Source organism: Pseudomonas sp. p106 (assembly GCF_003936645.1).
Taxonomy (GTDB): domain Bacteria; phylum Pseudomonadota; class Gammaproteobacteria; order Pseudomonadales; family Pseudomonadaceae; genus Aquipseudomonas; species Aquipseudomonas putida_E.
The window spans coordinates 329,134-350,948 of record NZ_RHQR01000003.1 but is presented as its reverse complement, the minus strand read 5'-3'; the positions used below and the strand labels follow the sequence as shown (position 1 = coordinate 350,948).

Here is a 21,815-nt window from a genome sequence, read left to right as displayed (position 1 = left end):
TCATCGATGTCCGAAACACTGCACAAGACCCCGCTGCACGCCCTGCACCTGGAACTGGGCGCGCGCATGGTGCCATTCGCCGGCTTCGACATGCCGGTACAGTACCCGCTGGGCGTGCTCAAGGAGCACCTGCACACCCGTGAGCAGGCCGGCCTGTTCGATGTCTCGCACATGGGCCAGATCATCCTGCGCGGCAAGGATGCCGCCCAAGCCCTGGAAAGCCTGGTGCCAGTGGATATCATCGACCTGCCGGTGGGCATGCAGCGCTATGCCATGTTCACCAACGAGCAAGGTGGCATCCTCGACGACCTGATGGTTGCCAACCTGGGCGACGACACGCTGTTCCTGGTGGTCAACGCCGCCTGCAAGGAGCAGGATCTGGCCCACCTGCAGCAGCATATCGGTGACCGTTGCCAGGTTCAGCCCCTGTTCGAGGAACGTGCCCTGCTCGCCCTGCAAGGCCCGGCCGCAGTCACCGTGCTCGCGCGCCTGGCCCCGGAAGTGGCCGGCATGACCTTCATGCAGTTGCGCCCAGTCACCCTGCTGGGCGAAGACTGCTTCGTCAGCCGTTCGGGGTACACCGGCGAAGACGGTTATGAAATCTCGGTACCGGCCAAGGCTGCCGAAGCCCTGGCCCGCCGCCTGCTGACCGAGCCGGAAGTGCAGCCGATCGGCCTGGGCGCGCGCGACTCTCTGCGCCTGGAAGCGGGCCTGTGCCTGTATGGCCACGACATGGACACCGCCACCACGCCGGTCGAGGCCAGCCTGCTCTGGGCCGTGTCCAAGGTCCGCCGCGCCGACGGCGCGCGCGCTGGCGGCTTCCCCGGGGCCGAGGTGATCTTTGCCCAGCAGCAAGCCGGCGTGGCCCGCAAGCGTGTTGGCCTGCTGCCACAGGAACGTACGCCCGTGCGTGAAGGCGCAGAAATTGTCGATGCAGCTGACAAGCCCGTGGGTAAAGTCAGCAGTGGTGGCTTCGGCCCGACACTTGGCGCACCGGTTGCTATGGGTTATGTCGATATCGAACATGGCGCGCTGGACACTCCGCTGTTTGCCCTGGTGCGCGGCAAGAAGGTTGCCCTGAAAGTCAGCAAAACGCCTTTTGTGGCGCAACGTTACTATCGCGGTTGAACGCGGTACATGAGGTTTGCGAGCAGGTTGACTTATTCGTTTTCGAACCTGCCCCATAACTTATGAACATGGCGCCAGGCCAGGCGCCATGCCGTTTGCGATGGATTGTTCAGTTATCGAAAAAAGCCCGATTTTCCAGCTGACCAAGGGCTTGTTTTTTTCTTGGGAGTTGGCGTAGAGTCATTGCACTGTGTTTGCATGGGTCGCAACAGTTCGTGACCTGGGCCAGTAGCCGCAATCTGCTACAACCCGTTGGACGTGACTTACTTTCCTGCAACCCAGCCCAGTACTCTTTCACTCTTGATAACGTGAAAGTAACTGTCATTAAAATTTAAGCTTCATAGGAAATAAGACAATGGCTGAGCGTCAGAACGGTACCGTCAAGTGGTTCAATGACGAGAAAGGTTACGGCTTCATCACCCCAGAAAGCGGTGCTGATCTGTTCGTGCACTTCCGTGCCATCGAGGGCAACGGCTTCAAGAGCCTGAAAGAAGGCCAGAAGGTTACCTTCGAAGCAGTTCAGGGCCAAAAAGGCCTGCAAGCTGACAAGGTTCAAGTCCTCGGCTAAGCCGGTCGCGACTTCGAAGAAAGCCCCTGCCCAGTGCAGGGGTTTTTTTTTGCCCGTAGAATGGCGGCTTCGCCATTCGGAGCTGTCCTGCATGCCCAAGCCTCTGCTCTCACCCCAAGGTGACTTTCCGCCGGTCGGCCTGGGCCGGCGCCTGGCGGCGATGTTCTACGACTTCCTGTTGTGTACGGCCCTGCTGATCGTCACCGCAGGGGCCTACAAGATGATCCAGATGGCGATCATCGGCGAGGCACGCATGCGCGAGCTGACCGAGGCTGGTGCGCTGGACGGCGACCCGCTGCTGTCGACGATCCTGCTGTTTGCGCTGTTCGGTTTCTTTGCCAAGTTCTGGACCCACGGCGGGCAGACCCTGGGCATGCAGGTATGGGGCGTGCGGGTGCAAAACTTTGATGGCAGCGCAATCAGCCTGTGGCAGGCGCTGCTGCGCTTTATCGTGTCGATCGCCTCATGGCTGTGCCTGGGGCTGGGGTTCTTCTGGTCACTGATCGACAAGCGCAAGCGCGGCTGGCATGACATTTACTCGCAGACACAGTTGGTGCGGGTACCGAAACAGAAGAAATAAGCCAGTCAGTTGGCGTTGTTAGGGCTGCTTTGCAGCCCCAAAACGATTACCTGACTGGCATTAACCCTGAGGTCGGCTTTCTCGCATCATCAGGCCATCATCCTGCCCGGCGCAGCAACCATAAGCCGGCCAGTGCACACACACCAGCCGGGATCACTACCGCCAACAGCGGCGGGAAGCCGAACACCTGGCTCGAAGGGCCAAGCAGGTCGCCGGCAATACGGAATACAAACCCAACCAGCACGCCGGTGAACACACGCTGGCCGAGGGTTACCGAACGCAGCGGCCCGAAGATGAACGAAATCGCCATCAGCACCAAGGCCGCAGTCACCGCCGGCTGCAGCACCTTGGTCCAGAATGCCAGCCAGTAACGGGCATTGTTCAGGCCCTGGTCGGACAGGTAATGGATGTAGTCCCACAGCCCGGTGATCGACAGCGACTCCGGGGCCAGCACCACGGTATTGAGCAGTTGTGGGGTCACCGAGACATCCCAGCGTTCTGCCGAGCTCTTCACCACTTCGGTGTGATCGCCACGGAAGTAGGTGGTGCTGACATCGCTGAGTACCCAATGATCGCTCTCATAACGCGCCCGGCGCGCGAAACTCGACGTGACGATCTTGCGCTCGTCGTCGAAGCGGTAGCGGGTCACACCCAGCAACAGGCCATTGGGCTGTACCGAGTTGATATGCACGAACTCATCACCCTGGCGGTGCCACATGCCGCGCTTGGAGCTCTGCGCCTCACCGCCGCCCTGGGCCAGGGAACGGTCGGCCTGGGCCTTGTTCTCGCTGATTGGCGCCACGTACTCGCCAATCAGCAGGCCGACCAGCATCAGCACCAGCATCGGCTTCATCACCGCCCAGACGATGCGCCCGATGGAAACCCCGGCGGCACGCATGATGGTCAGTTCGCTGCTGCTGGCCAGGCTGCCCAGGCCGATCAGGCAGCCGATCAGTGCCGCCATCGGCAACATGTCGTAGAGCCGGCGGGGCGCTGTAAGAAGCGTGAACCAGCCAGCATCCATGACGGTATAGGTATCGCTCAGGTCGCTCATTTCGTCGATGAAGGCGAACAACGAAGCCAGGCCCAGAATGATGCCCAGTACGGCCAGGATGGCCATCAGCACGCTCTGGCCGATGTAGCGGTCGAGTTTAACCATGGGCCACCTCCGCACGACGGGCGGCACGCTTGAGCCGTAGCGGCTCCCAGTACATCAGGCCCAGGCCGATGAGCAGGAACAGGCCATGCACCCACCACATGCCCAGGGCGATCGGCAGCTTGCCTTTCTCCAGAGCGCCACGTACGGAAATCAGCATCGTCAGGTAGGCCATGTACAGAAGAATCGCCGGCAGCAGCTTGAGGAAGCGGCCCTGGCGTGGATTGACCCGGGACAGCGGCACTGCCAGCAGGGTCACGATGAATACCAGGATCGGCAAGGAGATGCGCCATTGCAGCTCGGCACGTTCGCGTAGCCCGGCATTGCCGATCAGTTGGGAGGTAGGAATGGCTTCACGCTCGGTCACTTCCTCGCTGACTTCAGGCTTGGGCAACAGCACCCCGTAGGTGTCGTACTTGATGGCCCGGTAATCGGCCTGGCCAGGGTTGCCGTCATAGCGGTAGCCATTCTGCAACACCAGATAGCGATTGCCGTCGGCCTGCACTTCCTGATGGCCCTTTTCGGCTACCAGCACGGACGGTGCACGGTCCTTGGTCTTGTCCTGGTTGAAGCGCTTCTCGGAGATGAACACACCGGTGAGGTTGCTGCGATCATCGGTCAGCTCCTCGGTGTAGGTCACCCGCGAACCGTCGCGCAGGGTCTGGAAGCGGCCCGGCACCAAGGTATCGAACTCGGTCAGGGCATCCTGCTGGCCAATGATCTGCTGCACCTGGGCAACGCCCAGTGGCGCCAGGCTCAGGCTCAGCCAGGCCACCAGCAAGGCGACCAGCGCTGCAGGTGCCATGGTCAGGCCGAGCAGGCGTTGCTGGCTCATGCCGGTGGCCGACAGCACGGTCATCTCGCTTTCCAGATACAGCCGGCCATAGGCCAGAAGGATGCCGAGGAACAGCCCCAATGGCAGGATCAGTTGCAAGAAACCGGGCAGGCGGAAGCCCATGATCAGGAACAGCACGCTCGGGTCGAGCACGCCCTGGGCCGCCTGGGCCAGGTACTTGATGAAACGCCCGCTCATGATGATCACCAGCAGCACTGCGCTGACGGCGCTCAAGGTCACCAGGACCTCGCGGGAGAGATAACGAAAGACGATCAAACCAGACACTCCTGGGTTGTCAGGGGCGGACTGCCAAACAAAGGCTTACGACAGCCAAGACCAATGCCGGTTCGCCGGGGGCGAACCTCCTTGTAAAGTGCGCGCATTATCCTGTGATTGGCCGCGCCTGTCACTTGGCCGCGCATCAAGGCTGACAACGGGGTTGTCAGCACGCTTGCCGCAGGCTCAAACTGGCAGCTTTTCCACTGGCCCGCGACCACGCGGCCAGGCCCGCCCAGAGCGCAAGAACTCAAAGCGCCAACTGCACAGATCATTCGGGGACCCTGACATGGAACTGGTTGTAAAAAGCGTAGCTGCTGCATCCGTAAAAACCGCCACCCTGGTCGTACCGGTCGGCGAAGGGCGCAAGCTCGGCGCCGTTGCCAAAGCTGTCGACCTGGCCACCGACGGTGCCATCAGTGCCGTGCTCAAGCGTGGCGACCTGGCCGGCAAGCCAGGCCAGACGCTGCTGCTGCAAAACCTGCCTGGCCTCAAGGCCGAGCGCGTACTGCTGGTGGGCAGCGGCAAGGACGAAGCCCTTGGTGACCGCGCCTGGCGCAAACTGGTCACCAGCGTTGCCGGCGTGCTGAAAGGCCTCAACGGCAGCGACGCGGTACTGGCACTGGACGACATCGCCGTCAGCAACCGTGATGCCCACTACGGCAAATACCGCCTGCTGGCCGAAACCCTGCTCGATGGCGAATACGTGTTCGACCGTTTCAAGAGCCAGAAAGCCGAGCCACGCGCGCTGAAAAAGATCACCCTGCTGGCCGACAAGGCCGGCCTGGCCGAAGTGGAGCGCGCGGCACACCACGCCACCGCCATCGCCACCGGCATGGCCTTCACCCGCGACCTGGGCAACCTGCCGCCGAACCTCTGCCACCCGAGCTACCTGGCCGAGCAGGCCAAGGAGCTGGGCAAGGCTCACAAAGGCCTCAAGGTCGAAGTGTTCGACGAGAAGAAGATCAAGGACCTGGGCATGGGCGCGTTCTACGCGGTCGGCCAGGGCAGCGAACAGCCGCCACGCCTGATCGTCCTGCAATACCAGGGCGCCAAGAAGAGCGACAAACCGTTCGTGCTGGTCGGTAAAGGCATCACCTTCGACACCGGCGGCATCAGCCTCAAGCCCGGTGCCGGCATGGACGAGATGAAGTACGACATGTGCGGCGCCGCCAGCGTGTTCGGCACCCTGCGCGCCGTGCTCGAGCTGAAGCTGCCGATCAACCTGGTATGTATCCTGGCCTGCGCCGAGAACATGCCGAGCGGCAACGCCACCCGGCCGGGCGACATCGTCACCACCATGAGCGGGCAGACCGTTGAAATCCTCAACACCGACGCCGAAGGCCGCCTGGTGCTGTGCGATGCACTGACCTACGCCGAACGTTTCAAGCCACAAGCGGTGATCGACATCGCGACCCTGACCGGCGCTTGCATCGTTGCCCTGGGCAGCCACACCGCAGGCCTGCTGGGCAACAACGACGAGCTGATCGGCCAGTTGCTCGACGCCGGCAAGCGCGCCGACGACCGCGCCTGGCAGCTGCCGCTGTTCGATGAGTACCAGGAGCAGCTGGACAGCCCGTTCGCCGACATCGCCAACATTGGTGGGCCGAAGGCCGGCACCATCACCGCCGCCTGCTTCCTGTCGCGGTTCGCCAAAGCCTACAACTGGGCGCACCTGGACATCGCCGGCACCGCCTGGGTCAGCGGGGGCAAGGACAAGGGCGCCACCGGCCGCCCGGTTCCGCTGCTGACCCAGTACCTGCTCGACCGCGCCAGCGCCTGATGCCGTGAGGCCGGTGATGCCCCAAGGCGTCACCGGCCGGCAGAGCGAACCATGAGTAAAGTCGATTTCTACATCCTGCCCACCGACTCGCTGTCGGCACGGCTGGATTTCGCCTGCAAGCTGTGCGAAAAGGCCTGGCGCCTCGGCCACCGGGTCTACCTGCATTGCCAGGACGCCGAACAGCGCAGCGAGCTGGACCAACGCCTGTGGCGCTTCAAGGGCGAAGCGTTCGTACCCCACGACCTGGCGGAGGCACATGCCGACGCCACAGTGGCCTTGGGTGTGTCCGACAACGCCGGCGAGCATCGGGACCTTCTGATAAACCTGGGCGCTGATGTGCCCGGCTTTGTCGGGCAATTCGAGCGGGTTGCCGAAATCGTTGTCGAGCAAGCGGATATCCGCCAATCGGCCCGCGAACGATTCCGTTTCTACCGCGAACAGGGCTATGCTCTGCAAGACCACCGCTTACAGCGACTTTGACGACGATGGACAAGCCTTCCGCCCTACCCGATTCCGCCCATCTGCTCGACGACCTCGAGTCGATTCGCCAGTTGCTGGGCGACGCCGACCTGCAACCACCGCTGCTCACCGAGACGGTGGAACAGATTCCGCTGCTGCTCGACACCCCGGCCGGCAACACCCTGCCAGCACCTGAACCGGCTGCAGCACCCGACGAAGCAGAACCCGAAGAAGACCCGCAGACCCGCCGCCAGGACACACTGCTGCACCTGGAGGCCGAGCTACGCGCCGCAGCGCAATTGATCATGCAGGACGTGATCAACGACTTCACCCCGCATATCGAAACCGAGATCAAGCGCCGGCTCGATGCGCGTATCGAGCGGCTGATCAAGCGTTCTGAATAAGCCTGACAAACGCGGCGCACTCTTCGCGGATTTACCCCGCGAAGAGTGCCCATAGGTCTTGCAGCTTGTCGCTTGAAGCTCGCAGCTCCGTTATACTTCCCGGCTTTCCCGAATAAATGCACAGGGTCCCGCCGCGCATGGATAAGACCTACCAGCCGCACGCCATCGAAACTTCCTGGTACAACACCTGGGAGTCCGAAAACTATTTCGCTCCACAAGGTGCAGGTGAGTCCTACACCATCATGATCCCGCCACCGAACGTGACGGGCAGCCTGCACATGGGCCACGGTTTCAACAACGCGATCATGGACGCCCTGATCCGTTTCCGTCGCATGCAGGGCCGCGACACCCTGTGGCAGCCAGGTACCGACCACGCCGGTATCGCCACCCAGATGCTGGTCGAGCGCCAGCTCGAAGCCAAGGGCCAGAACCGTCACGACCTCGGCCGTGACGCCTTCCTGGACAAGGTCTGGGAATGGAAAGAGCAGTCTGGCGGCAACATCAGCCGGCAGATCCGTCGCCTGGGCTCGTCGGTAGACTGGAGCCGCGAACGCTTCACCATGGATGACGGCCTGTCCGAAGCGGTCAAGGAAGCCTTCGTGCGCCTGCACGAAGACGGCCTGATCTACCGTGGCAAGCGCCTGGTCAACTGGGACACCAAGCTGCACACGGCCATCTCCGACCTCGAAGTGGAAAACCATGACGAGAAAGGGCACCTGTGGAACCTGCGTTACCCGCTGGCCGACGGTGCCAGAACTGCCGACGGCCAGGATTACCTGGTGGTTGCCACCACCCGCCCGGAAACCCTGCTGGGTGACGCTGCGGTAGCGGTCAACCCGAACGATGAGCGCTACCAGGCACTGATCGGCAAGTTCGTCGAGTTGCCGCTGGTCGGCCGTCGCATCCCGATCATCGCCGATGACTACTGCGACCCCGAGTTCGGCACCGGCTGCGTGAAGATCACCCCGGCCCACGACTTCAATGACTATGAAGTCGGCAAGCGCCACAACCTGCCGCTGCTCAACATCTTCGACAAGAACGCCCTGGTGCTGCCCGCCGCCCAGGCGTTCAACCTCGATGGCAGCGTCAATGAACAAGCGGACACCCGCCTGCCCGCCCAGTACGCCGGCCTCGACCGCTTCGTCGCGCGCAAGCAGATCGTCGCCGACCTGGACGCTCAGGGGCTGCTGGTCAGCATCGACGACCACGCTTTGAAAGTACCGAAGGGCGACCGCTCCGGCACCATCATCGAGCCATGGCTGACCGACCAGTGGTACGTTTCCACCAAGCCGCTGGCCGAACCTGCGATTGCCGCCGTTGAAGATGGCCGCATCCAGTTCGTGCCCAAGCAGTACGAAAACATGTACTTCTCCTGGATGCGCGACATCCAGGATTGGTGCATCAGCCGTCAGCTGTGGTGGGGCCACCGGATCCCGGCGTGGTACGACGAGGCCGGCCAGGTCTATGTCGGCCGCAACGAAGCCGAAGTGCGCGCCAAGCACAACCTGGGCACCGACGTGGTACTGCGCCAGGACGACGACGTGCTCGACACCTGGTTCAGCTCGGGGCTGTGGACCTTCTCCACCCTCGGCTGGCCGGAGCAGACCGAATTCCTCAAGAAATTCCACTCCACCGACGTGCTGGTCACAGGCTTTGACATCATCTTCTTCTGGGTTGCCCGGATGATCATGCTGACCATGCACCTGATCAAGAACGAGGATGGCACCCCGCAGGTCCCGTTCAAGACCGTGTACGTGCACGGCCTGGTACGTGACGGCCAGGGCCAGAAGATGTCCAAGTCCAAGGGCAACGTGCTCGACCCGCTGGACATCGTTGACGGCATCACCCTGGACGCCCTGCTGGAAAAACGCACCAGCGGCATGATGCAGCCCAAGCTGGCCGAGAAGATCGCCAAGCAGACCAAGGCCGAGTTCCCGGAAGGCATTGCCAGCTACGGCACCGACGCCCTGCGCTTCACCTTCTGCTCGCTGGCCTCCACTGGCCGCGACATCAAGTTCGACATGGGCCGCGTCGAAGGCTATCGCAACTTCTGCAACAAGATCTGGAACGCCGCCCGCTATGTGCTGGACAAAGGCGAGGACTGCGGCCAGAACGGCGAAGCCTATGAACTGTCGCTGGCCGACCGCTGGATCATCTCGCAGCTGCAGCGCATCGAAGCCGAAGTGACCCGCCAGCTCGAGCAGTTCCGTTTCGACCTGGCCAGCCAGGCCCTGTACGAGTTCATCTGGAACCAGTACTGCGACTGGTACCTGGAACTGTCCAAGCCGGTACTGTGGGACGAAAACGCTCCGGTAGAGCGCGCCCGCGGCACCCGTCGCACCCTGGTGCGCGTGCTGGAAGTGGCGCTGCGCCTGGCTCATCCGTTCATGCCGTTCATCACCGAAGAAATCTGGCAGCGCATCGCGCCGCTGGCAGGCATCGACGGCAAGACCATCATGCTGCAGCCGTGGCCAGTGGCCAACGAAAGCCGCATCGATACCGCCGCCGAAGGCGATATCGAATGGCTCAAGGAGCTGATGGTCGGCCTGCGTAACATCCGCGCCGAAATGAACATCGGCCCGGGCAAGCCCCTGCCACTGTTCCTGAAGAACGCCAACGCCGACGACCAGCGCCGCCTGCAGGAAAACGAAGCCCTGCTCAAGAAGCTGGCCAAGGTCGAGTCGTTCACCGTGCTCGGCGAGGCCGACGAAGCGCCGCTGTCGGCCACCGCACTGGTGGGCGATCTGCAGGTGCTGGTGCCGATGGCCGGCCTGATCGACAAGGACGCCGAGCTGGCTCGCCTGAACAAGGAAATCCAGCGCCTGCAAGGTGAAGTGCAACGCGTCGGCGGCAAGCTGTCGAACGCCGCCTTCGTCGACAAGGCACCGCCTGCGGTGATCGAGAAGGAGCGCGCCAAGCTGGCCGAGTCCGAGCAGGCCCTGGCCAACTTCACCGAGCAGCATGCGCGGATCGCTGCGCTGTAACAGTTACATCGCTGACTGACCGGCGGGGGCTTCGCCCCCGATCGCGACACAAGGCCGCCCCTACAGATTCGATGCTGGATTCAACGGCACCGCTTCCTGTAGGAGCGGCCTTGTGTCGCGAAAGGGCCGCACAGCGGCCCCAGGCCAGCGATGCCCATTTGGATTCAAGCATGACCCAGAAACCCACCCTGCACCCGCGCAACCGCCATCAGGGGCGCTACGACTTCCCCAGCCTGATCAAGGCCCACCCGGACCTGGCCCGTTTCACCATCACCAACCCCCACGGCAAACCCAGCATCGACTTCGCCAACCCCGAAGCCGTGCGGGTGTTCAACCGCGCCTTGCTCAAGGCCCAGTACGGCATCCAGCACTGGGACATTCCCGCCGATTACCTGTGCCCGCCGATACCCGGCCGCGCCGACTATATCCACGTCGCCGCCGACCTGTTGGCCGAGGACAACGCTGGCGAAGTGCCCAAAGGCGCTCAGGTGCGCGCCCTGGACATTGGCGTGGGTGCCAACTGCATCTACCCGCTGCTCGGCCACAGCGATTACCGCTGGCGCTTCCTCGGCTCGGACATCGACCCGGTGGCACTGGCCTCGGCCAAGGCGATCGTCCAGGCCAACAACCTGAGCAAAGCCATCGCACTACGTCAGCAGAACAACGCCAAGCTCATTCTCGGCAGCCTGCTCGAGGAAGACGAACGCTTCGACCTGACCTTGTGCAACCCGCCCTTCCACGCCTCACGCGAGGAAGCCACCCGTGGCAGCCAGCGCAAGTGGAAGAACCTCGGCAAACAGGACCCCAAGCGCAAGCTGCCCGTGCTCAACTTCGGCGGGCAGAACAACGAGCTGTGGTGTGAAGGTGGCGAGATCCGCTTCGTCAGCCAGCTGGTTGGCGAAAGCGTGCAGTACGCTTTGCAAGTGCTGTGGTTCACCAGCCTGGTGTCCAAGGCCGGCAACCTGCCCGGCATCGAAGCGGCGCTGAAAAAGGCCGGCGCCAAGGCCGTACGTATCGTTGAGATGGGCCAGGGGCAGAAACAGAGCCGTATGGTCGCATGGAGCTTCCACGACCATGGCCAACGCCAGGCCTGGAACGAGCGACGCAAATCACAGGCATGAAAAAACCGCGCCCGGGCAAGCCGGGCGCGGTTTGGTCAATGCATCAACGAATTACTTGTTGATAGCGTCGGTCAGCGACTTGGCCGGCACGAACTTGACGACTTTCTTGGCAGCGATTTCGATGGCGGCGCCAGTCGAAGGGTTGCGGCCGGTACGGGCAGGACGCTCGGAGACTTTCAGCTTGCCGATGCCTGGCAGGGTGATTTCAGCGCCGTTTTCCAGCTGGTCGGCAACGATCTGGCCCAGTTGCTCCAGAGCGTTTTTGGCGGTGGCTTTCGGCTGAGCGATCGACTCGGCGATATCGGCAATCAGTTGGTCTTTGGTCAATGCCATGGTGGTGTTCCTTCCCTATCAAATTCAGTGGTTATGCAGCGCTCTACGACGTTATCGGGCCAGCCCCTGAAGTTTGGAGGGCCGCGCCAATCGGGCATGTAGATGCGTAAATCGGCGTTTGGTTCGACACGGAACGAGCGCGCTGCCAGCAATGCGCCACCCGAGGTGCGCAAGACCGCGCAAAGCTACCACAGGAATGGATAAATATCCGCTGCCCGCTTCAATTTAGTGCAGGTTTTTCGGGGGTTTTAGCCAAATTCGCAAAAAATTGAACAAAAAAACAACAACCGGCATTTCTGCCAACATCCGGCCACTGCATCACCTGTCGTCTGGGGTAAACTTGACGACTTTTGCAGCGCGGCGCCTGGCCGCCCACGACTGACCGAGAATTCCATGCCAATCCGTCATTGCATCGTTCACCTGATCGACAAGAAGCCCGATGGCAGCCCCGCCGTGCTGCATGCACGGGATACCGAGCTGGGCGCATCGGACGCTATCGAAAACCTGCTGGCCGACCTTAACGACAGCTACAACGCCAAGCAGGGCAAAGCCTGGGGCTTCTTCCACGGCGAATCCGGCGCCTACCCGCTGAGCGGCTGGCTCAAGCAGTACCTGGAACAGGAAAAGGACTTTGCCGCCTTCAGCCGCGTTGCCGTCGAGCATCTGCAAAAGCTGATGGAAGAATCCAACCTGTCCACCGGCGGCCACATCCTTTTCGCCCACTACCAGCAAGGCATGACCGACTACCTGGCCATCGCCCTGCTGCACCATAGCGAAGGCGTGGCGGTGAACGCCGAGCTGGATGTGACACCCTCGCGTCACCTGGACCTCGGCCAGTTGCACCTGGCGGCACGTATAAACCTGTCGGAGTGGAAGAACAACCAGAACTCCAAGCAGTACATCTCGTTCATCAAGGGCAAGAATGGCAAGAAGGTTTCGGATTACTTCCGCGACTTCATCGGCTGCCAGGAAGGCGTCGACGGCCCAGGCGAAACCCGCACCCTGCTCAAAGCCTTCAGCGACTTCGTTGAAAGCGAGGACCTGCCAGAAGAAGCCGCACGCGAAAAGACCCAGACCCTGGTCGACTACGCTACCACCCAGACCAAACTGGGCGAGCCGGTAACCTTGGAAGAGCTGTCCAGCCTGATCGACGAAGACCGGCCTAAAGCCTTCTACGACCACATCCGCAACAAGGACTACGGCCTGTCGCCAGAGATCCCGGCGGACAAACGCACCCTCAACCAGTTCCGCCGCTTCACCGGGCGCGCCGAAGGCCTGTCGATCAGCTTCGAAGCGCACCTGCTGGGGGACAAGGTGGAATATGACGAGGTGGCGGGCACACTGATCATCAAAGGCCTGCCGACGCAGCTGGTAGACCAGCTCAAGCGCCGCAAGGACTGATCAACCGCTGGCATAGGAGGCGACCAAAGCCTCCTTCGCGGCCTTGCGCAACTTCTTCACCAGGCGCTCCTGGCGCAATGCCTCGCCCTTGTCCGGCCATTGCTCAACGTAGACCAGCGCCTGCGCCGGGCTGGTCTTGAAATAACGCGCCCCCTGCCCTTTCTGATGCGCCATGAAACGCCGCTGCGGATCATCACTGATGCCGCAGTACAGCGAACCATTGGCAGCCCTCACCAGGTAGACATACCAAGGTTTGCAGATGGGGTTCTCGGATACGTCGCTCACGATGCTTGTGCCTGGCTGCAAAGCCGACAGCTTAACCGCTCAGTTCGCCTGCTGGAACGCACGCAGCCCTTTGAACGCCTGCTGGCGCACCTTGTTCTGCAGCATGGGCGACCACCCCAGCAACACACCGGGTGCACCCAACGCCTGACGCGACCAGCGCCACAGGTCGAAGCTGTCGTCATGCTGGCAGATCAACCCGTCGCGGATGACGAAGCGCGCCTGGATATCGTTGACCACGGTACGGCCGGTCTGGCTGAACAGGTAGGTCGCCACCCAATGTGCACAGGCGCTGCGCTCGTCTGCATGGACCTGGTCGAACGTCAGGGAGAAATCCTTGGCCCGGGTGGTGAGCATACGCCACATGTCACCGGCATCACGGCCGCGCAGGGTACCGAAAACCGGGTCACTGAAGACGATGTCATCGCTGTAGCAAGCCACCATCGCTTCGGCGTCCAGCCGCTGGAAAGCTTGATAGAAGCGGGTGATCAGGTCACGGTTGGCGTCGCTCATGGGCAGGCCCGTCCTGGGAATGGAAAGCTGCACGATAATCCGTGGGCACAGGCAATGCCATGCCCATTTACAACATGAATGCCAGGTGGCTCCATGCAGGCTTCAGAGCCTTTCGCTACTGACTTTGACATGCAGCGCCCGCCCTGCCCCGAGGCCGAACACGATGGCCCCCACACCCAATACGGCAAAGATCCAGCCCACTGCGGCCCAGCCGCCCGTCATGTCATGTACCAAGCCCACCGCAAAGGGGCCCATGGAGGCAAGGGTGTAACCCACGCCCTGGGCCATGCTCGACAGGTTGGCCGCCACGTGGGCGTCTTTCGAACGCAGCACGATCAACGTCAGCGCCAAGGCAAAAGTACCGCCCTGCCCCAGGCCCAGCAGCACCGCCCAGCCCCACAGGCCAGACAGCGGCGCATACAGGCAGCCGAACAGGCCGGCCAGGGTAATGAGCATGACTAGCACGATTGCCAGCCGCTGGTCTTTGCCCCGCGTGGCCAGCCAGGGTGCACTCAGCGAGCTGACCAGTTGCACGATCACCGAGCCGGAGAGCACCAGGCCCGCCTCGGTCGGGCTCAGACCACGGCCAATGAGGATAGACGGCAACCAGCCGAAAACGATATACGCCAGCGACGACTGCAACCCCATGTACAAAGTCACTTGCCAGGCCAGTGGATCGCGCCACAGCCCTCTCACTCGGTAAGCCACCTTGTGCAGGCCATGCCCCTGGCGCGCCTGGGGCAACCAGACCAGCATGGCCAGTAATGCAGGGATCATCCAGAAACCCAGGCCCAAAGCCCAACTGCCGTGCAAATGCTCGGTCAGCGGTACGGTGGCGCCTGCCGCCATGGCTGCGCCCAGGCAAAGGGCCATGGTGTAGACCCCCGTCAAGGTGCCGGCATGCTTGGGAAAATCACGTTTGACGATGCCAGGCAACAGCACACCGATGATGCCAATGCTGGCACCGGCCATGATGCTGCCAAGAAATACCCCGGTCGCCCCCCAAGCACTGCGCAGAACGATGCCCAGCGCCAGCGTCAGCAAGATGCCGACGATCACCCGCTCGCTGCCCCAGCGCCGCGCAAGCAGCGGTGCAAGCGGCGCGAACAGCCCAAGGCAGAGCACTGGCAAGGTCGTCAGCAGCCCCGCCTGAGAGGCACTAAGGCCAAGGCTTTCACTGACCAGGCCAAGTACCGGGGCCATGCTCGACAGCGCGGGGCGCAGGTTCAGGGCGACCAGTACCAGGCCCAACAGCAGCAACCAGGGCCGCTGCAGCACCACAGGCTGGGCCTGCACTTGCGCATCATCGGCTTCGGCATCGATCAGCAGTTCATCCAGCTCGCGCTCGCGGGCAGGTGTGTCACGGGTCATTGGTTCAGCCATGGCCTTCTCGTGGTCAGGATTCGATGAGGGTCCGGCTCAGGCCCTTGGCCCGCTCCGGATCGCGTTGTTCGATGGCGTCGAGGATCTGGCCATGCAGATCGAAAGTGGCCTGACAGCGCGGGACAGTGGCCATGTTGTGCTGCAACGCGGCAGCCACGACACCCGAGAAATAGCGGTACAACTCGCTCAGCGCCGGGTTGTGTGCAGCGTCGATCAGGCGTTGGTGGAACGCCAGGTCGCAACTGATATAAGCATCCACATCACCATGAAAATGTTCGGCGCTGCCTTTTAGCGCGATGCGCAGGGCATGCAAGTCGTCATCGGTACGCCGCAGTGCTGCCAGGCCTATCGCCTCGGTTTCGAGGATGTGCCGCGTTTCCCTCGCCTGCTCCAGCGTGCAGCGGGACATTGCCTGCACCGCCTGCAGTGGGTCCTGGCAAGTACGCAGGTAACTGCCGTCTCCCTGGCGGATTTCCACCAGGCCGCTGAAGGCCAGCACGCGCATGGCCTCACGCACGGTATTGCGGCTGATGCCCAACTCCAAAGCCAGCTCCGGCTCGGTGGGCAGGCGCTGCCCTACCCGCCAGTTACCTTGAAGGATGCGCTCACGCATGCGCTCCACCGCGAGCTCTACCAAGGATCGCTTGGTCAATTCACTGCCCATGCCTAATCAACCAATCATCCGACGAATTTGCGTATGTTAAGCCAGCGTGGGGGGCAGATCAAATCACCGCGCCGGCCAAACCAGTGGGGCCGCTATGCGGCCCCACTGGATATCAGCTCAGCGCATCAATCAGCGCCTGGTTCATTTCTGGCGTACCGATGGTGATACGCAGGAACTGGGCAATCCGCTGTTGCTTGAAGTGGCGCACAATCACACCTTGCTCACGCAGACGTGCCGCCAGCTGCGCCGCATCCTCCTGCGGGTGGCGGGCGAAGATGAAGTTGGCCGCCGATGGCAGCACCTCGAAACCCTTGGCAGTCAACTGCTCCACCAGTGCCTCACGGCTGTCGATCACCTTGCGGCAGGTGTCTTCGAAGTACGCCTGGTCTTCGAATGCCGCAGCGGCACCGACGATCGCCATGCGGTCCAGCGGATACGAGTTGAAGCTGTTCTTGATCCGCTCCAGCGCCTCGATGAGGTCCGGGTGCCCTACCGCCAGGCCAACCCGCAGGCCCGCCAGCGAGCGCGACTTCGACAGGGTCTGGGTCACCAGCAGGTTGTCGTAGCGGTTCACCAAGCTGATAGCCGTCTGGCCACCAAAGTCGATATAGGCTTCATCGACCACCACCACCGAGTCGCGGTTGGCCTGCAACAACTGCTCGATTGCCTGCAGCGGCAACAGGCAACCGGTCGGCGCATTCGGGTTGGGGAAGATGATCCCGGCGTTAGGCTTATGGTAGTCCTCGACACGGATCTGGAACTGTTCATCCAGCGCCACAGGCTCGAACGGGATGCCATACAGGCCGCAGTAGACCGGGTAGAAGCTGTAGCTGATGTCCGGGAACAACAGCGGGCCGCCGTGCTGGAACAGGCCGTGGAAAATGTGCGCCAGCACCTCGTCCGAGCCGTTGCCTACGAACACCTGCCCAGTGGTTACACCGTAATACTCGGCTACCGCCTGCTTGAGCCGGTCACCATTGGGGTCCGGGTACAGCCGCAGGTTGTCGTTCAGCTCGCCGCGCATGGCCTCCAGCGCCTTGGGCGACGGGCCATAGGGGTTTTCGTTGGTATTGAGCTTGACCAACCGGGCCAGCTTGGGCTGCTCCCCGGGGACGTAAGGCACCAGGTCCTTGACGAAGGGGCTCCAGAATCGACTCATGCTCAGTTCCCCTTGTCTTGGGTCAGGATACGGTATTCGGCGCTGCGGGCGTGGGCGGTCAGCGACTCGCCACGGGCCAGGACCGAGGCAGTGTGGCCCAGCTCGGATGCACCCTGCTCGGAGCAGAAGATGATCGACGAACGCTTCTGGAAGTCATAAACACCCAGTGGCGACGAGAAACGCGCGGTACCGGAAGTCGGCAGCACATGGTTGGGGCCGGCGCAGTAGTCGCCGAGCGCTTCGCTGGTGTGACGGCCCATGAAGATCGCGCCCGCGTGACGGATCTGCCCCAGCCAGGCCTGCGGATCGGCGACCGACAGCTCCAGGTGTTCGGGGGCAATGCGATTGGCCACCTCGATGGCTTGCTGCATGTCGCGCACCTGGATCAACGCGCCCCGGCCATTGATGGATTTCTCGATGATCTCGGCGCGCTCCATGGTTGGCATCAGCTTGTCGATGCTGGCAGCCACACGGTCGAGGAATTCGGCATCCGGGCTGACCAGAATGGCCTGGGCATCTTCGTCGTGCTCGGCCTGCGAGAACAGGTCCATGGCGATCCAGTCGGGGTCCGTCTGGCCGTCGCACACCACGAGGATTTCCGAAGGGCCGGCAATCATGTCGATACCGACCTGGCCAAACACGTGGCGCTTGGCGGTGGCCACGTAGATGTTGCCTGGGCCGACGATCTTGTCTACCTGTGGCACGCTCTCGGTGCCATATGCCAGGGCCGCGACCGCTTGGGCACCACCGACGGTGAACACGCGGTCGACACCTGCGATGCAGGCTGCAGCCAGGACCAGCTCGTTGACTTCACCGCGCGGCGTAGGCACCACCATGACCACTTCAGCCACGCCCGCGACTTTGGCCGGGATGGCGTTCATCAGTACCGACGACGGATAGGACGCTTTTCCGCCAGGTACATACAAGCCGGCGCGATCGAGCGGGGTAACCTTCTGGCCCAATACGGTACCGTCGGCCTCGGTGTACTGCCAGGAGTCCTGCTTTTGCCGCTCGTGGTAGATACGCACGCGCTCGGCGGCCTTCTCCAGGGCGGTACGCTGGGCGTCGGTGATGCGGGTCAGGGCCAGTTCCAGACGTTCACGCCCAAGGATCAGGTCGTTGATGGACGTAGCGCTTACACCATCGAAACGCTGGGTGAATTCCACCAGCGCCGCATCGCCGCGCTCGCGCACGGCCTTGATGATGTCGAGCACGCGCTGGTTGACCGCGTCATCGGACACACTTTCCCAGCTCAGCAGATGATCCAGATGTCGGGCGAAATCCGGATCAGCGGCGTTGAGACGGGCAATTGCAGTGGACACGGTCATGGCGAGGGCCTCGATTATTAGCGAATGCTCAGGCGCCCTAGGCTACCAGTCCATCCGCGCGGGCACCCAAGAAAAGTGGCTATGACGCGGATAGACGGGCGCGACAGCAGAGGTCGCGCGTTCGAGTCAGCCGCGGTGTCGCGTTTCGACAGCGTGACGCAGGGTGTCGATCAGGCTCTGGATGCGGGCATGCTGCATCTTCATGGATGCCTTGTTGACCACCAGGCGCGAGCTGATCGTGGCGATCAGGTCCTGGGGCTCCAGGCCATTGGCGCGCAGGGTGTTGCCGGTGTCGACCACGTCGATGATCTTGTCGGCGAGATTGATCAGCGGCGCCAGCTCCATCGAACCGTACAGTTTGATGATGTCGACCTGGCGGCCTTGCTCGGCATAGTAGCGCTTGGCTACGTTGACGAACTTGGTGGCAACCCGCAAGCGGCCCTTGGGCTCGGGAGCACCGACCACGCCTGCGGTCATCAGCTTGCAGCGGGCGATCTGCAGGTCCAGCGGCTCATACAAGCCCTGGCCGCCGTACTCCATCAGCACGTCCTTGCCCGCCACACCGAGGTCGGCGGCACCATGCTCGACATAGGTCGGCACGTCGGTGGCGCGCACGATCAGCAGACGCACGTCGTCCTGGGTGGTTGGAATGATCAGCTTGCGGCTCTTGTCCGGATTCTCGGTCGGCACGATACCGGCCTCGGCCAGCAATGGCAGGGTATCGTCGAGGATGCGGCCTTTGGAAAGCGCGATGGTCAACATTGGAACGTCGGTCCTTAAGCGGCTACAACCGACCCGGTCAGCGACCCGGCCGTGTTCAATTCAATGGGCGCATCCTTGCGCCGACGAGGCACTAGCCCGGTACGCGACGGATCTTCGCACCCAGCATCTGCAGTTTTTCTTCGATGCACTCGTAACCACGGTCGATGTGGTAGATGCGGTCGATCAAGGTATCGCCTTCGGCGACCAGCGCCGACAGCACCAGGCTGGCGGAAGCACGCAGGTCAGTGGCCATGACCGGTGCACCCTTGAGTGCCGGCACGCCCGTGACGATGGCGGTGTTGCCCTCGACCTGGATATGCGCGCCCATGCGGTGCATTTCGTACACGTGCATGAAGCGGTTCTCGAAGATCGTCTCGATGACCGCGCCGGTGCCTTCGGCAATGGCGTTGAGCGAGATGAACTGTGCCTGCATGTCGGTCGGGAACGCCGGGTACGGGGCGGTACGCAGGTTGACGGCTTTTGGCCGCTTGCCATGCATGTTCAGCTCGATCCAGTCTTCGCCGGTGGTCAGGTCGGCACCCGCTTCCTTGAGCTTTTCCAGCACGGCTTCAAGGATGGTCGGGTCGGTGTCCTTGACCTTGACGCGGCCACCGGTCACGGCAGCGGCAACCAGGTAAGTACCGGTCTCGATACGGTCGGGCATGACGCGGTAGCTGGCCGAGTGCAAACGCTCGACGCCATCGATGGTGATGGTGTCGGTACCCGCGCCTTGCACGTTGCCGCCCATGGCATTGATGAAGTTGGCCAGGTCGACCACTTCCGGCTCGCGTGCGGCGTTTTGCAGCACGCTGCGGCCCTTGGCCAGGGCAGCAGCCATCATGATGTTTTCGGTACCGGTCACGCTGACGGTATCGAAGAAGAAGTGCGCACCGCGCAGGCCGCCTTCAGGTGCCTTGGCCTTGATATAGCCGCCTTCGACTTCGATCTTTGCACCCATGGCTTCCAGGCCGCGGATGTGCAGGTCGACCGGGCGCGAACCAATGGCGCAGCCGCCTGGCAGGGCCACTTCGGCCTCGCCGAAACGGGCAACCATCGGGCCAAGCACCAGGATCGAGGCGCGCATGGTCTTGACCAGCTCGTAAGGTGCGACCAGGGTCTTGATGGTGCGTGGGTCGATTTCCACCGCCAGCTTTTCGTCGATCACAGGCTCGATGCCCATGCGGCCGAACAGCTCGATCATGGTGGTGATGTCGTGCAGGTGTGGCAGGTTGCCCACGGTGACCGGGCCGTCAGCCAGCAGGGTCGCTGCCAGAATCGGCAGGGCCGCGTTCTTCGCGCCCGAAATGCGGATCTCGCCGTCAAGGCGAGCGCCGCCAGTAATAATCAGTTTGTCCATTGGAGTCTCGCCGCCAAGTTGGCTCAGGTGCGCTCAGCCCAGGCTGCGCTGCTGAAAAATTTCATGGTTACCGCATGGATGCTACCGTTGGCGATCCAGGGATTAAGGTGAGCATAGATCGCCTGCTGACGCTTGACCGGGCTCAGGCCAGCCAACTCGTCGCTGATCACGTTCAACTGGAAGTTGCAGCCTTCGCCTTCAACTTCGACCCGGGATCCCGGCAATTTTTCTTCAAGGAAGCTCTTAACTTCTACAGCCTGCATGCTCAACCTCAATCGGCGCCCGATGCGCACGGGTCGGCCATCATACAAAAAAGCCCCTCGCCTGCGAAGCCCACCGAGGGCGTGCGCTGACCGAGGGGCCTCCATCAGTGGCAAGCCATCAGCCCGCCAGCACTTCATCGAGGTCATAGACCTCGGCAATTTCCCGCATGTCGTCGGGCATCCCACGGACCTCGCAGGCCTTGCCGCCGGCCTGGCCATCGCGGATGAACGCCAGCAGCAGCGACAGCCCGACACTGGAAGACTTCTCCACCGCCGTGCAATCGATTACCAGGCGGGGCTCGCGGGAAGCTTCGACCAGCGCCTTGCCTTGCTTGCGCAAGGCCGGGCCGCTGCGGTAGTCCAGCACACCGACCAGGCGCAACACGCCCGGTTCGGCCATGTTCACGCCGCCCTCGCTCATTGCACAGCCTTGTCAGACGAAGTGTCGGCAGTCTGCTTGGCCTTGGCCACTTCGCCGGCCCAGCCGTCGATGGTCTTGTCCAGATTGTTGCCGTTACGCTGCATGGCGTCGGCGAACTGGTCGCGGAACAGCTTGCCGATGTTGATACCGTTGACGATGACGTTGCGTACCTTCCACTCGCCACCCAGGTTTTCCATGGTGTACTGCACCGGGTAGACGGCACCGTTATTGCCAGTCACCTTCATGCCGACGCTGGCGCGCTTGCCGTCATCGGCTTTGGCCGGGTCGACGGTAATGCCTTGGTTGTTGTATTCCAGCAGGGCGTTGCCATAGAACTGCATCAGGCTGCGCTTGAAGTTTTCCTGGAAGCGCTGCATCTGCTCAGGCGTGGCCTTGCGCGAGTACTTCACGGTCATGATGCTTTTCGAAATACCGTCGGCATCGACCACCGGGCCAAGGATGCGGTTGAGCGCCTCGTAGAAGGCCTGCGGGTTGGACTTGTACTGCTCCTTGTTGGACTTGAGGTCACCCAGCAATTCATTGGTCGTGCCCTGCACCACATCGTGCGGAGACTGCCCGGGCGCTGCGAATGTCAGCAGGGGAAAGGCCGCCAGCAGGACCAGCAGGCCACGTCGCAGGATCGAAATCATGGAAA

Annotated in this window: 23 protein-coding genes; 9 read left to right on the top strand and 14 right to left on the bottom strand. The window is 62.4% G+C overall.

Annotated elements, in window-relative coordinates:
* Positions 1-6: 6 nt before the first annotated feature.
* From gcvT to EGJ09_RS06240, 3 genes are all read left to right on the top strand, one after another.
* Entirely contained in the window at positions 7-1,128 is a 1,122-nt protein-coding gene (gene gcvT, locus EGJ09_RS06250; RefSeq protein WP_125923457.1) for a glycine cleavage system aminomethyltransferase GcvT, read from the top strand.
* 355 nt (positions 1,129-1,483) lie between these two features.
* Positions 1,484-1,696, top strand: coding sequence for a cold-shock protein (locus EGJ09_RS06245; protein ID WP_012316046.1), 213 nt, complete (start codon positions 1,484-1,486; stop codon positions 1,694-1,696).
* Between the two features lie 91 nt (positions 1,697-1,787).
* Positions 1,788-2,276, top strand: a complete 489-nt coding sequence (locus EGJ09_RS06240) for an RDD family protein (protein WP_125923456.1) — start codon at positions 1,788-1,790, stop codon at positions 2,274-2,276.
* Between the two features lie 97 nt (positions 2,277-2,373).
* Here the strand turns inward: EGJ09_RS06240 and lptG are convergent, their stop codons facing one another.
* On the bottom strand, positions 2,374-3,435 hold the full coding sequence (gene lptG, locus EGJ09_RS06235; RefSeq protein WP_046784432.1) for an LPS export ABC transporter permease LptG: 1,062 nt from the start codon (positions 3,433-3,435) through the stop codon (positions 2,374-2,376).
* A complete protein-coding gene (lptF, locus tag EGJ09_RS06230) occupies positions 3,428-4,543 on the bottom strand; it encodes an LPS export ABC transporter permease LptF (RefSeq protein ID WP_012316049.1) in 1,116 nt (371 codons plus the stop codon). Before lptF ends, lptG begins: the two co-directional genes overlap by 8 nt.
* 289 nt (positions 4,544-4,832) lie before the next feature.
* Here lptF and EGJ09_RS06220 point away from each other — a divergent pair, with 289 nt between their 5' ends.
* The 5 genes from EGJ09_RS06220 to rlmF all read left to right on the top strand — a co-directional run bounded on the left by EGJ09_RS06220 (position 4,833) and on the right by rlmF (position 11,294).
* The gene (locus EGJ09_RS06220; protein WP_046784433.1) at positions 4,833-6,326 is read left to right on the top strand and encodes a leucyl aminopeptidase; all 1,494 of its coding nucleotides are present in this window, start codon (positions 4,833-4,835) and stop codon (positions 6,324-6,326) included.
* Positions 6,327-6,377: 51 nt separating this feature from the next.
* On the top strand, positions 6,378-6,806 hold the full coding sequence (locus EGJ09_RS06215) for a DNA polymerase III subunit chi (protein ID WP_115273953.1): 429 nt from the start codon (positions 6,378-6,380) through the stop codon (positions 6,804-6,806).
* Positions 6,807-6,811: 5 nt separating this feature from the next.
* Positions 6,812-7,189 (top strand): DNA polymerase III subunit chi, encoded by a 378-nt coding sequence (locus EGJ09_RS06210; RefSeq protein ID WP_125923455.1) that lies wholly within the window; start codon positions 6,812-6,814, stop codon positions 7,187-7,189.
* Positions 7,190-7,326: 137 nt separating this feature from the next.
* Entirely contained in the window at positions 7,327-10,173 is a 2,847-nt protein-coding gene (locus EGJ09_RS06205; RefSeq protein WP_125923454.1) for a valine--tRNA ligase, read from the top strand.
* Between the two features lie 170 nt (positions 10,174-10,343).
* Positions 10,344-11,294 carry a 23S rRNA (adenine(1618)-N(6))-methyltransferase RlmF gene (gene rlmF / locus EGJ09_RS06200; RefSeq protein WP_119687726.1) on the top strand — a complete coding sequence of 317 codons (951 nt, stop codon included), beginning with the start codon at positions 10,344-10,346 and terminating at the stop codon, positions 11,292-11,294.
* Positions 11,295-11,345: 51 nt separating this feature from the next.
* Here rlmF and EGJ09_RS06195 read toward each other — a convergent pair whose 3' ends face one another.
* Positions 11,346-11,627, bottom strand: a complete 282-nt coding sequence (locus EGJ09_RS06195) for an HU family DNA-binding protein (protein WP_012316055.1) — start codon at positions 11,625-11,627, stop codon at positions 11,346-11,348.
* 393 nt (positions 11,628-12,020) lie between these two features.
* Between EGJ09_RS06195 and yejK the strand changes: the two genes are divergently transcribed.
* Positions 12,021-13,028: a nucleoid-associated protein YejK gene (gene yejK / locus EGJ09_RS06190; protein ID WP_012316056.1), complete on the top strand. Its 1,008-nt coding sequence runs from the start codon at positions 12,021-12,023 to the stop codon at positions 13,026-13,028.
* Here yejK and EGJ09_RS06185 read toward each other — a convergent pair whose 3' ends face one another.
* The 11 genes from EGJ09_RS06185 to EGJ09_RS06135 form a co-directional block, all read right to left on the bottom strand.
* A complete protein-coding gene (locus EGJ09_RS06185; RefSeq protein WP_237859922.1) occupies positions 13,029-13,316 on the bottom strand; it encodes a GIY-YIG nuclease family protein in 288 nt (95 codons plus the stop codon). It abuts the gene before it with no gap.
* Between the two features lie 36 nt (positions 13,317-13,352).
* Positions 13,353-13,823: a nuclear transport factor 2 family protein gene (locus tag EGJ09_RS06180; RefSeq protein ID WP_125923453.1), complete on the bottom strand. Its 471-nt coding sequence runs from the start codon at positions 13,821-13,823 to the stop codon at positions 13,353-13,355.
* Positions 13,824-13,925: 102 nt separating this feature from the next.
* Complete coding sequence (locus tag EGJ09_RS06175; RefSeq protein WP_115273949.1) at positions 13,926-15,206, bottom strand: MFS transporter; 1,281 nt, start codon at positions 15,204-15,206, stop codon at positions 13,926-13,928.
* Positions 15,207-15,219: 13 nt separating this feature from the next.
* Positions 15,220-15,870 (bottom strand): FadR/GntR family transcriptional regulator, encoded by a 651-nt coding sequence (locus tag EGJ09_RS06170; protein ID WP_125923452.1) that lies wholly within the window; start codon positions 15,868-15,870, stop codon positions 15,220-15,222.
* 112 nt (positions 15,871-15,982) lie between these two features.
* Positions 15,983-17,029, bottom strand: coding sequence for a histidinol-phosphate transaminase (gene hisC / locus EGJ09_RS06165; protein WP_115273947.1), 1,047 nt, complete (start codon positions 17,027-17,029; stop codon positions 15,983-15,985).
* A gap of 2 nt (positions 17,030-17,031) precedes the next feature.
* Positions 17,032-18,357, bottom strand: coding sequence for a histidinol dehydrogenase (hisD, locus tag EGJ09_RS06160; RefSeq protein WP_046784441.1), 1,326 nt, complete (start codon positions 18,355-18,357; stop codon positions 17,032-17,034).
* A gap of 126 nt (positions 18,358-18,483) precedes the next feature.
* Entirely contained in the window at positions 18,484-19,119 is a 636-nt protein-coding gene (gene hisG / locus EGJ09_RS06155) for an ATP phosphoribosyltransferase (protein WP_046784442.1), read from the bottom strand.
* Between the two features lie 91 nt (positions 19,120-19,210).
* Entirely contained in the window at positions 19,211-20,476 is a 1,266-nt protein-coding gene (gene murA / locus EGJ09_RS06150; protein ID WP_012316064.1) for a UDP-N-acetylglucosamine 1-carboxyvinyltransferase, read from the bottom strand.
* 23 nt (positions 20,477-20,499) lie between these two features.
* Positions 20,500-20,739 carry a BolA family protein gene (locus EGJ09_RS06145; RefSeq protein WP_003255121.1) on the bottom strand — a complete coding sequence of 80 codons (240 nt, stop codon included), beginning with the start codon at positions 20,737-20,739 and terminating at the stop codon, positions 20,500-20,502.
* A gap of 118 nt (positions 20,740-20,857) precedes the next feature.
* The gene (locus tag EGJ09_RS06140; RefSeq protein ID WP_125923451.1) at positions 20,858-21,160 is read right to left on the bottom strand and encodes a lipid asymmetry maintenance protein MlaB; all 303 of its coding nucleotides are present in this window, start codon (positions 21,158-21,160) and stop codon (positions 20,858-20,860) included.
* Complete coding sequence (locus EGJ09_RS06135; RefSeq protein WP_046784443.1) at positions 21,157-21,810, bottom strand: phospholipid-binding protein MlaC; 654 nt, start codon at positions 21,808-21,810, stop codon at positions 21,157-21,159. The genes EGJ09_RS06140 and EGJ09_RS06135 overlap by 4 nt, the downstream gene beginning before the upstream one ends.
* Positions 21,811-21,815 lie beyond the last annotated feature (5 nt).

Coding starts and splice junctions, on each gene's coding strand:
- EGJ09_RS06195 (WP_012316055.1), bottom strand. CDS start 11,627: ATGGCATTGACCAAAGACCAACTGATTGCCGATATCGCCGAGTCGATC.
- EGJ09_RS06145 (WP_003255121.1), bottom strand. CDS start 20,739: ATGCAGGCTGTAGAAGTTAAGAGCTTCCTTGAAGAAAAATTGCCGGGA.
- EGJ09_RS06205 (WP_125923454.1), top strand. CDS start 7,327: ATGGATAAGACCTACCAGCCGCACGCCATCGAAACTTCCTGGTACAAC.
- hisD (WP_046784441.1), bottom strand. CDS start 18,357: ATGACCGTGTCCACTGCAATTGCCCGTCTCAACGCCGCTGATCCGGAT.
- EGJ09_RS06140 (WP_125923451.1), bottom strand. CDS start 21,160: ATGAGCGAGGGCGGCGTGAACATGGCCGAACCGGGCGTGTTGCGCCTG.
- EGJ09_RS06240 (WP_125923456.1), top strand. CDS start 1,788: ATGCCCAAGCCTCTGCTCTCACCCCAAGGTGACTTTCCGCCGGTCGGC.
- lptG (WP_046784432.1), bottom strand. CDS start 3,435: ATGGTTAAACTCGACCGCTACATCGGCCAGAGCGTGCTGATGGCCATC.
- hisC (WP_115273947.1), bottom strand. CDS start 17,029: ATGAGTCGATTCTGGAGCCCCTTCGTCAAGGACCTGGTGCCTTACGTC.
- EGJ09_RS06215 (WP_115273953.1), top strand. CDS start 6,378: ATGAGTAAAGTCGATTTCTACATCCTGCCCACCGACTCGCTGTCGGCA.
- EGJ09_RS06175 (WP_115273949.1), bottom strand. CDS start 15,206: ATGGCTGAACCAATGACCCGTGACACACCTGCCCGCGAGCGCGAGCTG.
- yejK (WP_012316056.1), top strand. CDS start 12,021: ATGCCAATCCGTCATTGCATCGTTCACCTGATCGACAAGAAGCCCGAT.
- hisG (WP_046784442.1), bottom strand. CDS start 19,119: ATGTTGACCATCGCGCTTTCCAAAGGCCGCATCCTCGACGATACCCTG.
- gcvT (WP_125923457.1), top strand. CDS start 7: ATGTCCGAAACACTGCACAAGACCCCGCTGCACGCCCTGCACCTGGAA.
- EGJ09_RS06180 (WP_125923453.1), bottom strand. CDS start 13,823: ATGAGCGACGCCAACCGTGACCTGATCACCCGCTTCTATCAAGCTTTC.
- EGJ09_RS06245 (WP_012316046.1), top strand. CDS start 1,484: ATGGCTGAGCGTCAGAACGGTACCGTCAAGTGGTTCAATGACGAGAAA.
- EGJ09_RS06170 (WP_125923452.1), bottom strand. CDS start 15,870: ATGGGCAGTGAATTGACCAAGCGATCCTTGGTAGAGCTCGCGGTGGAG.
- murA (WP_012316064.1), bottom strand. CDS start 20,476: ATGGACAAACTGATTATTACTGGCGGCGCTCGCCTTGACGGCGAGATC.
- EGJ09_RS06210 (WP_125923455.1), top strand. CDS start 6,812: ATGGACAAGCCTTCCGCCCTACCCGATTCCGCCCATCTGCTCGACGAC.
- EGJ09_RS06135 (WP_046784443.1), bottom strand. CDS start 21,810: ATGATTTCGATCCTGCGACGTGGCCTGCTGGTCCTGCTGGCGGCCTTT.
- rlmF (WP_119687726.1), top strand. CDS start 10,344: ATGACCCAGAAACCCACCCTGCACCCGCGCAACCGCCATCAGGGGCGC.
- EGJ09_RS06220 (WP_046784433.1), top strand. CDS start 4,833: ATGGAACTGGTTGTAAAAAGCGTAGCTGCTGCATCCGTAAAAACCGCC.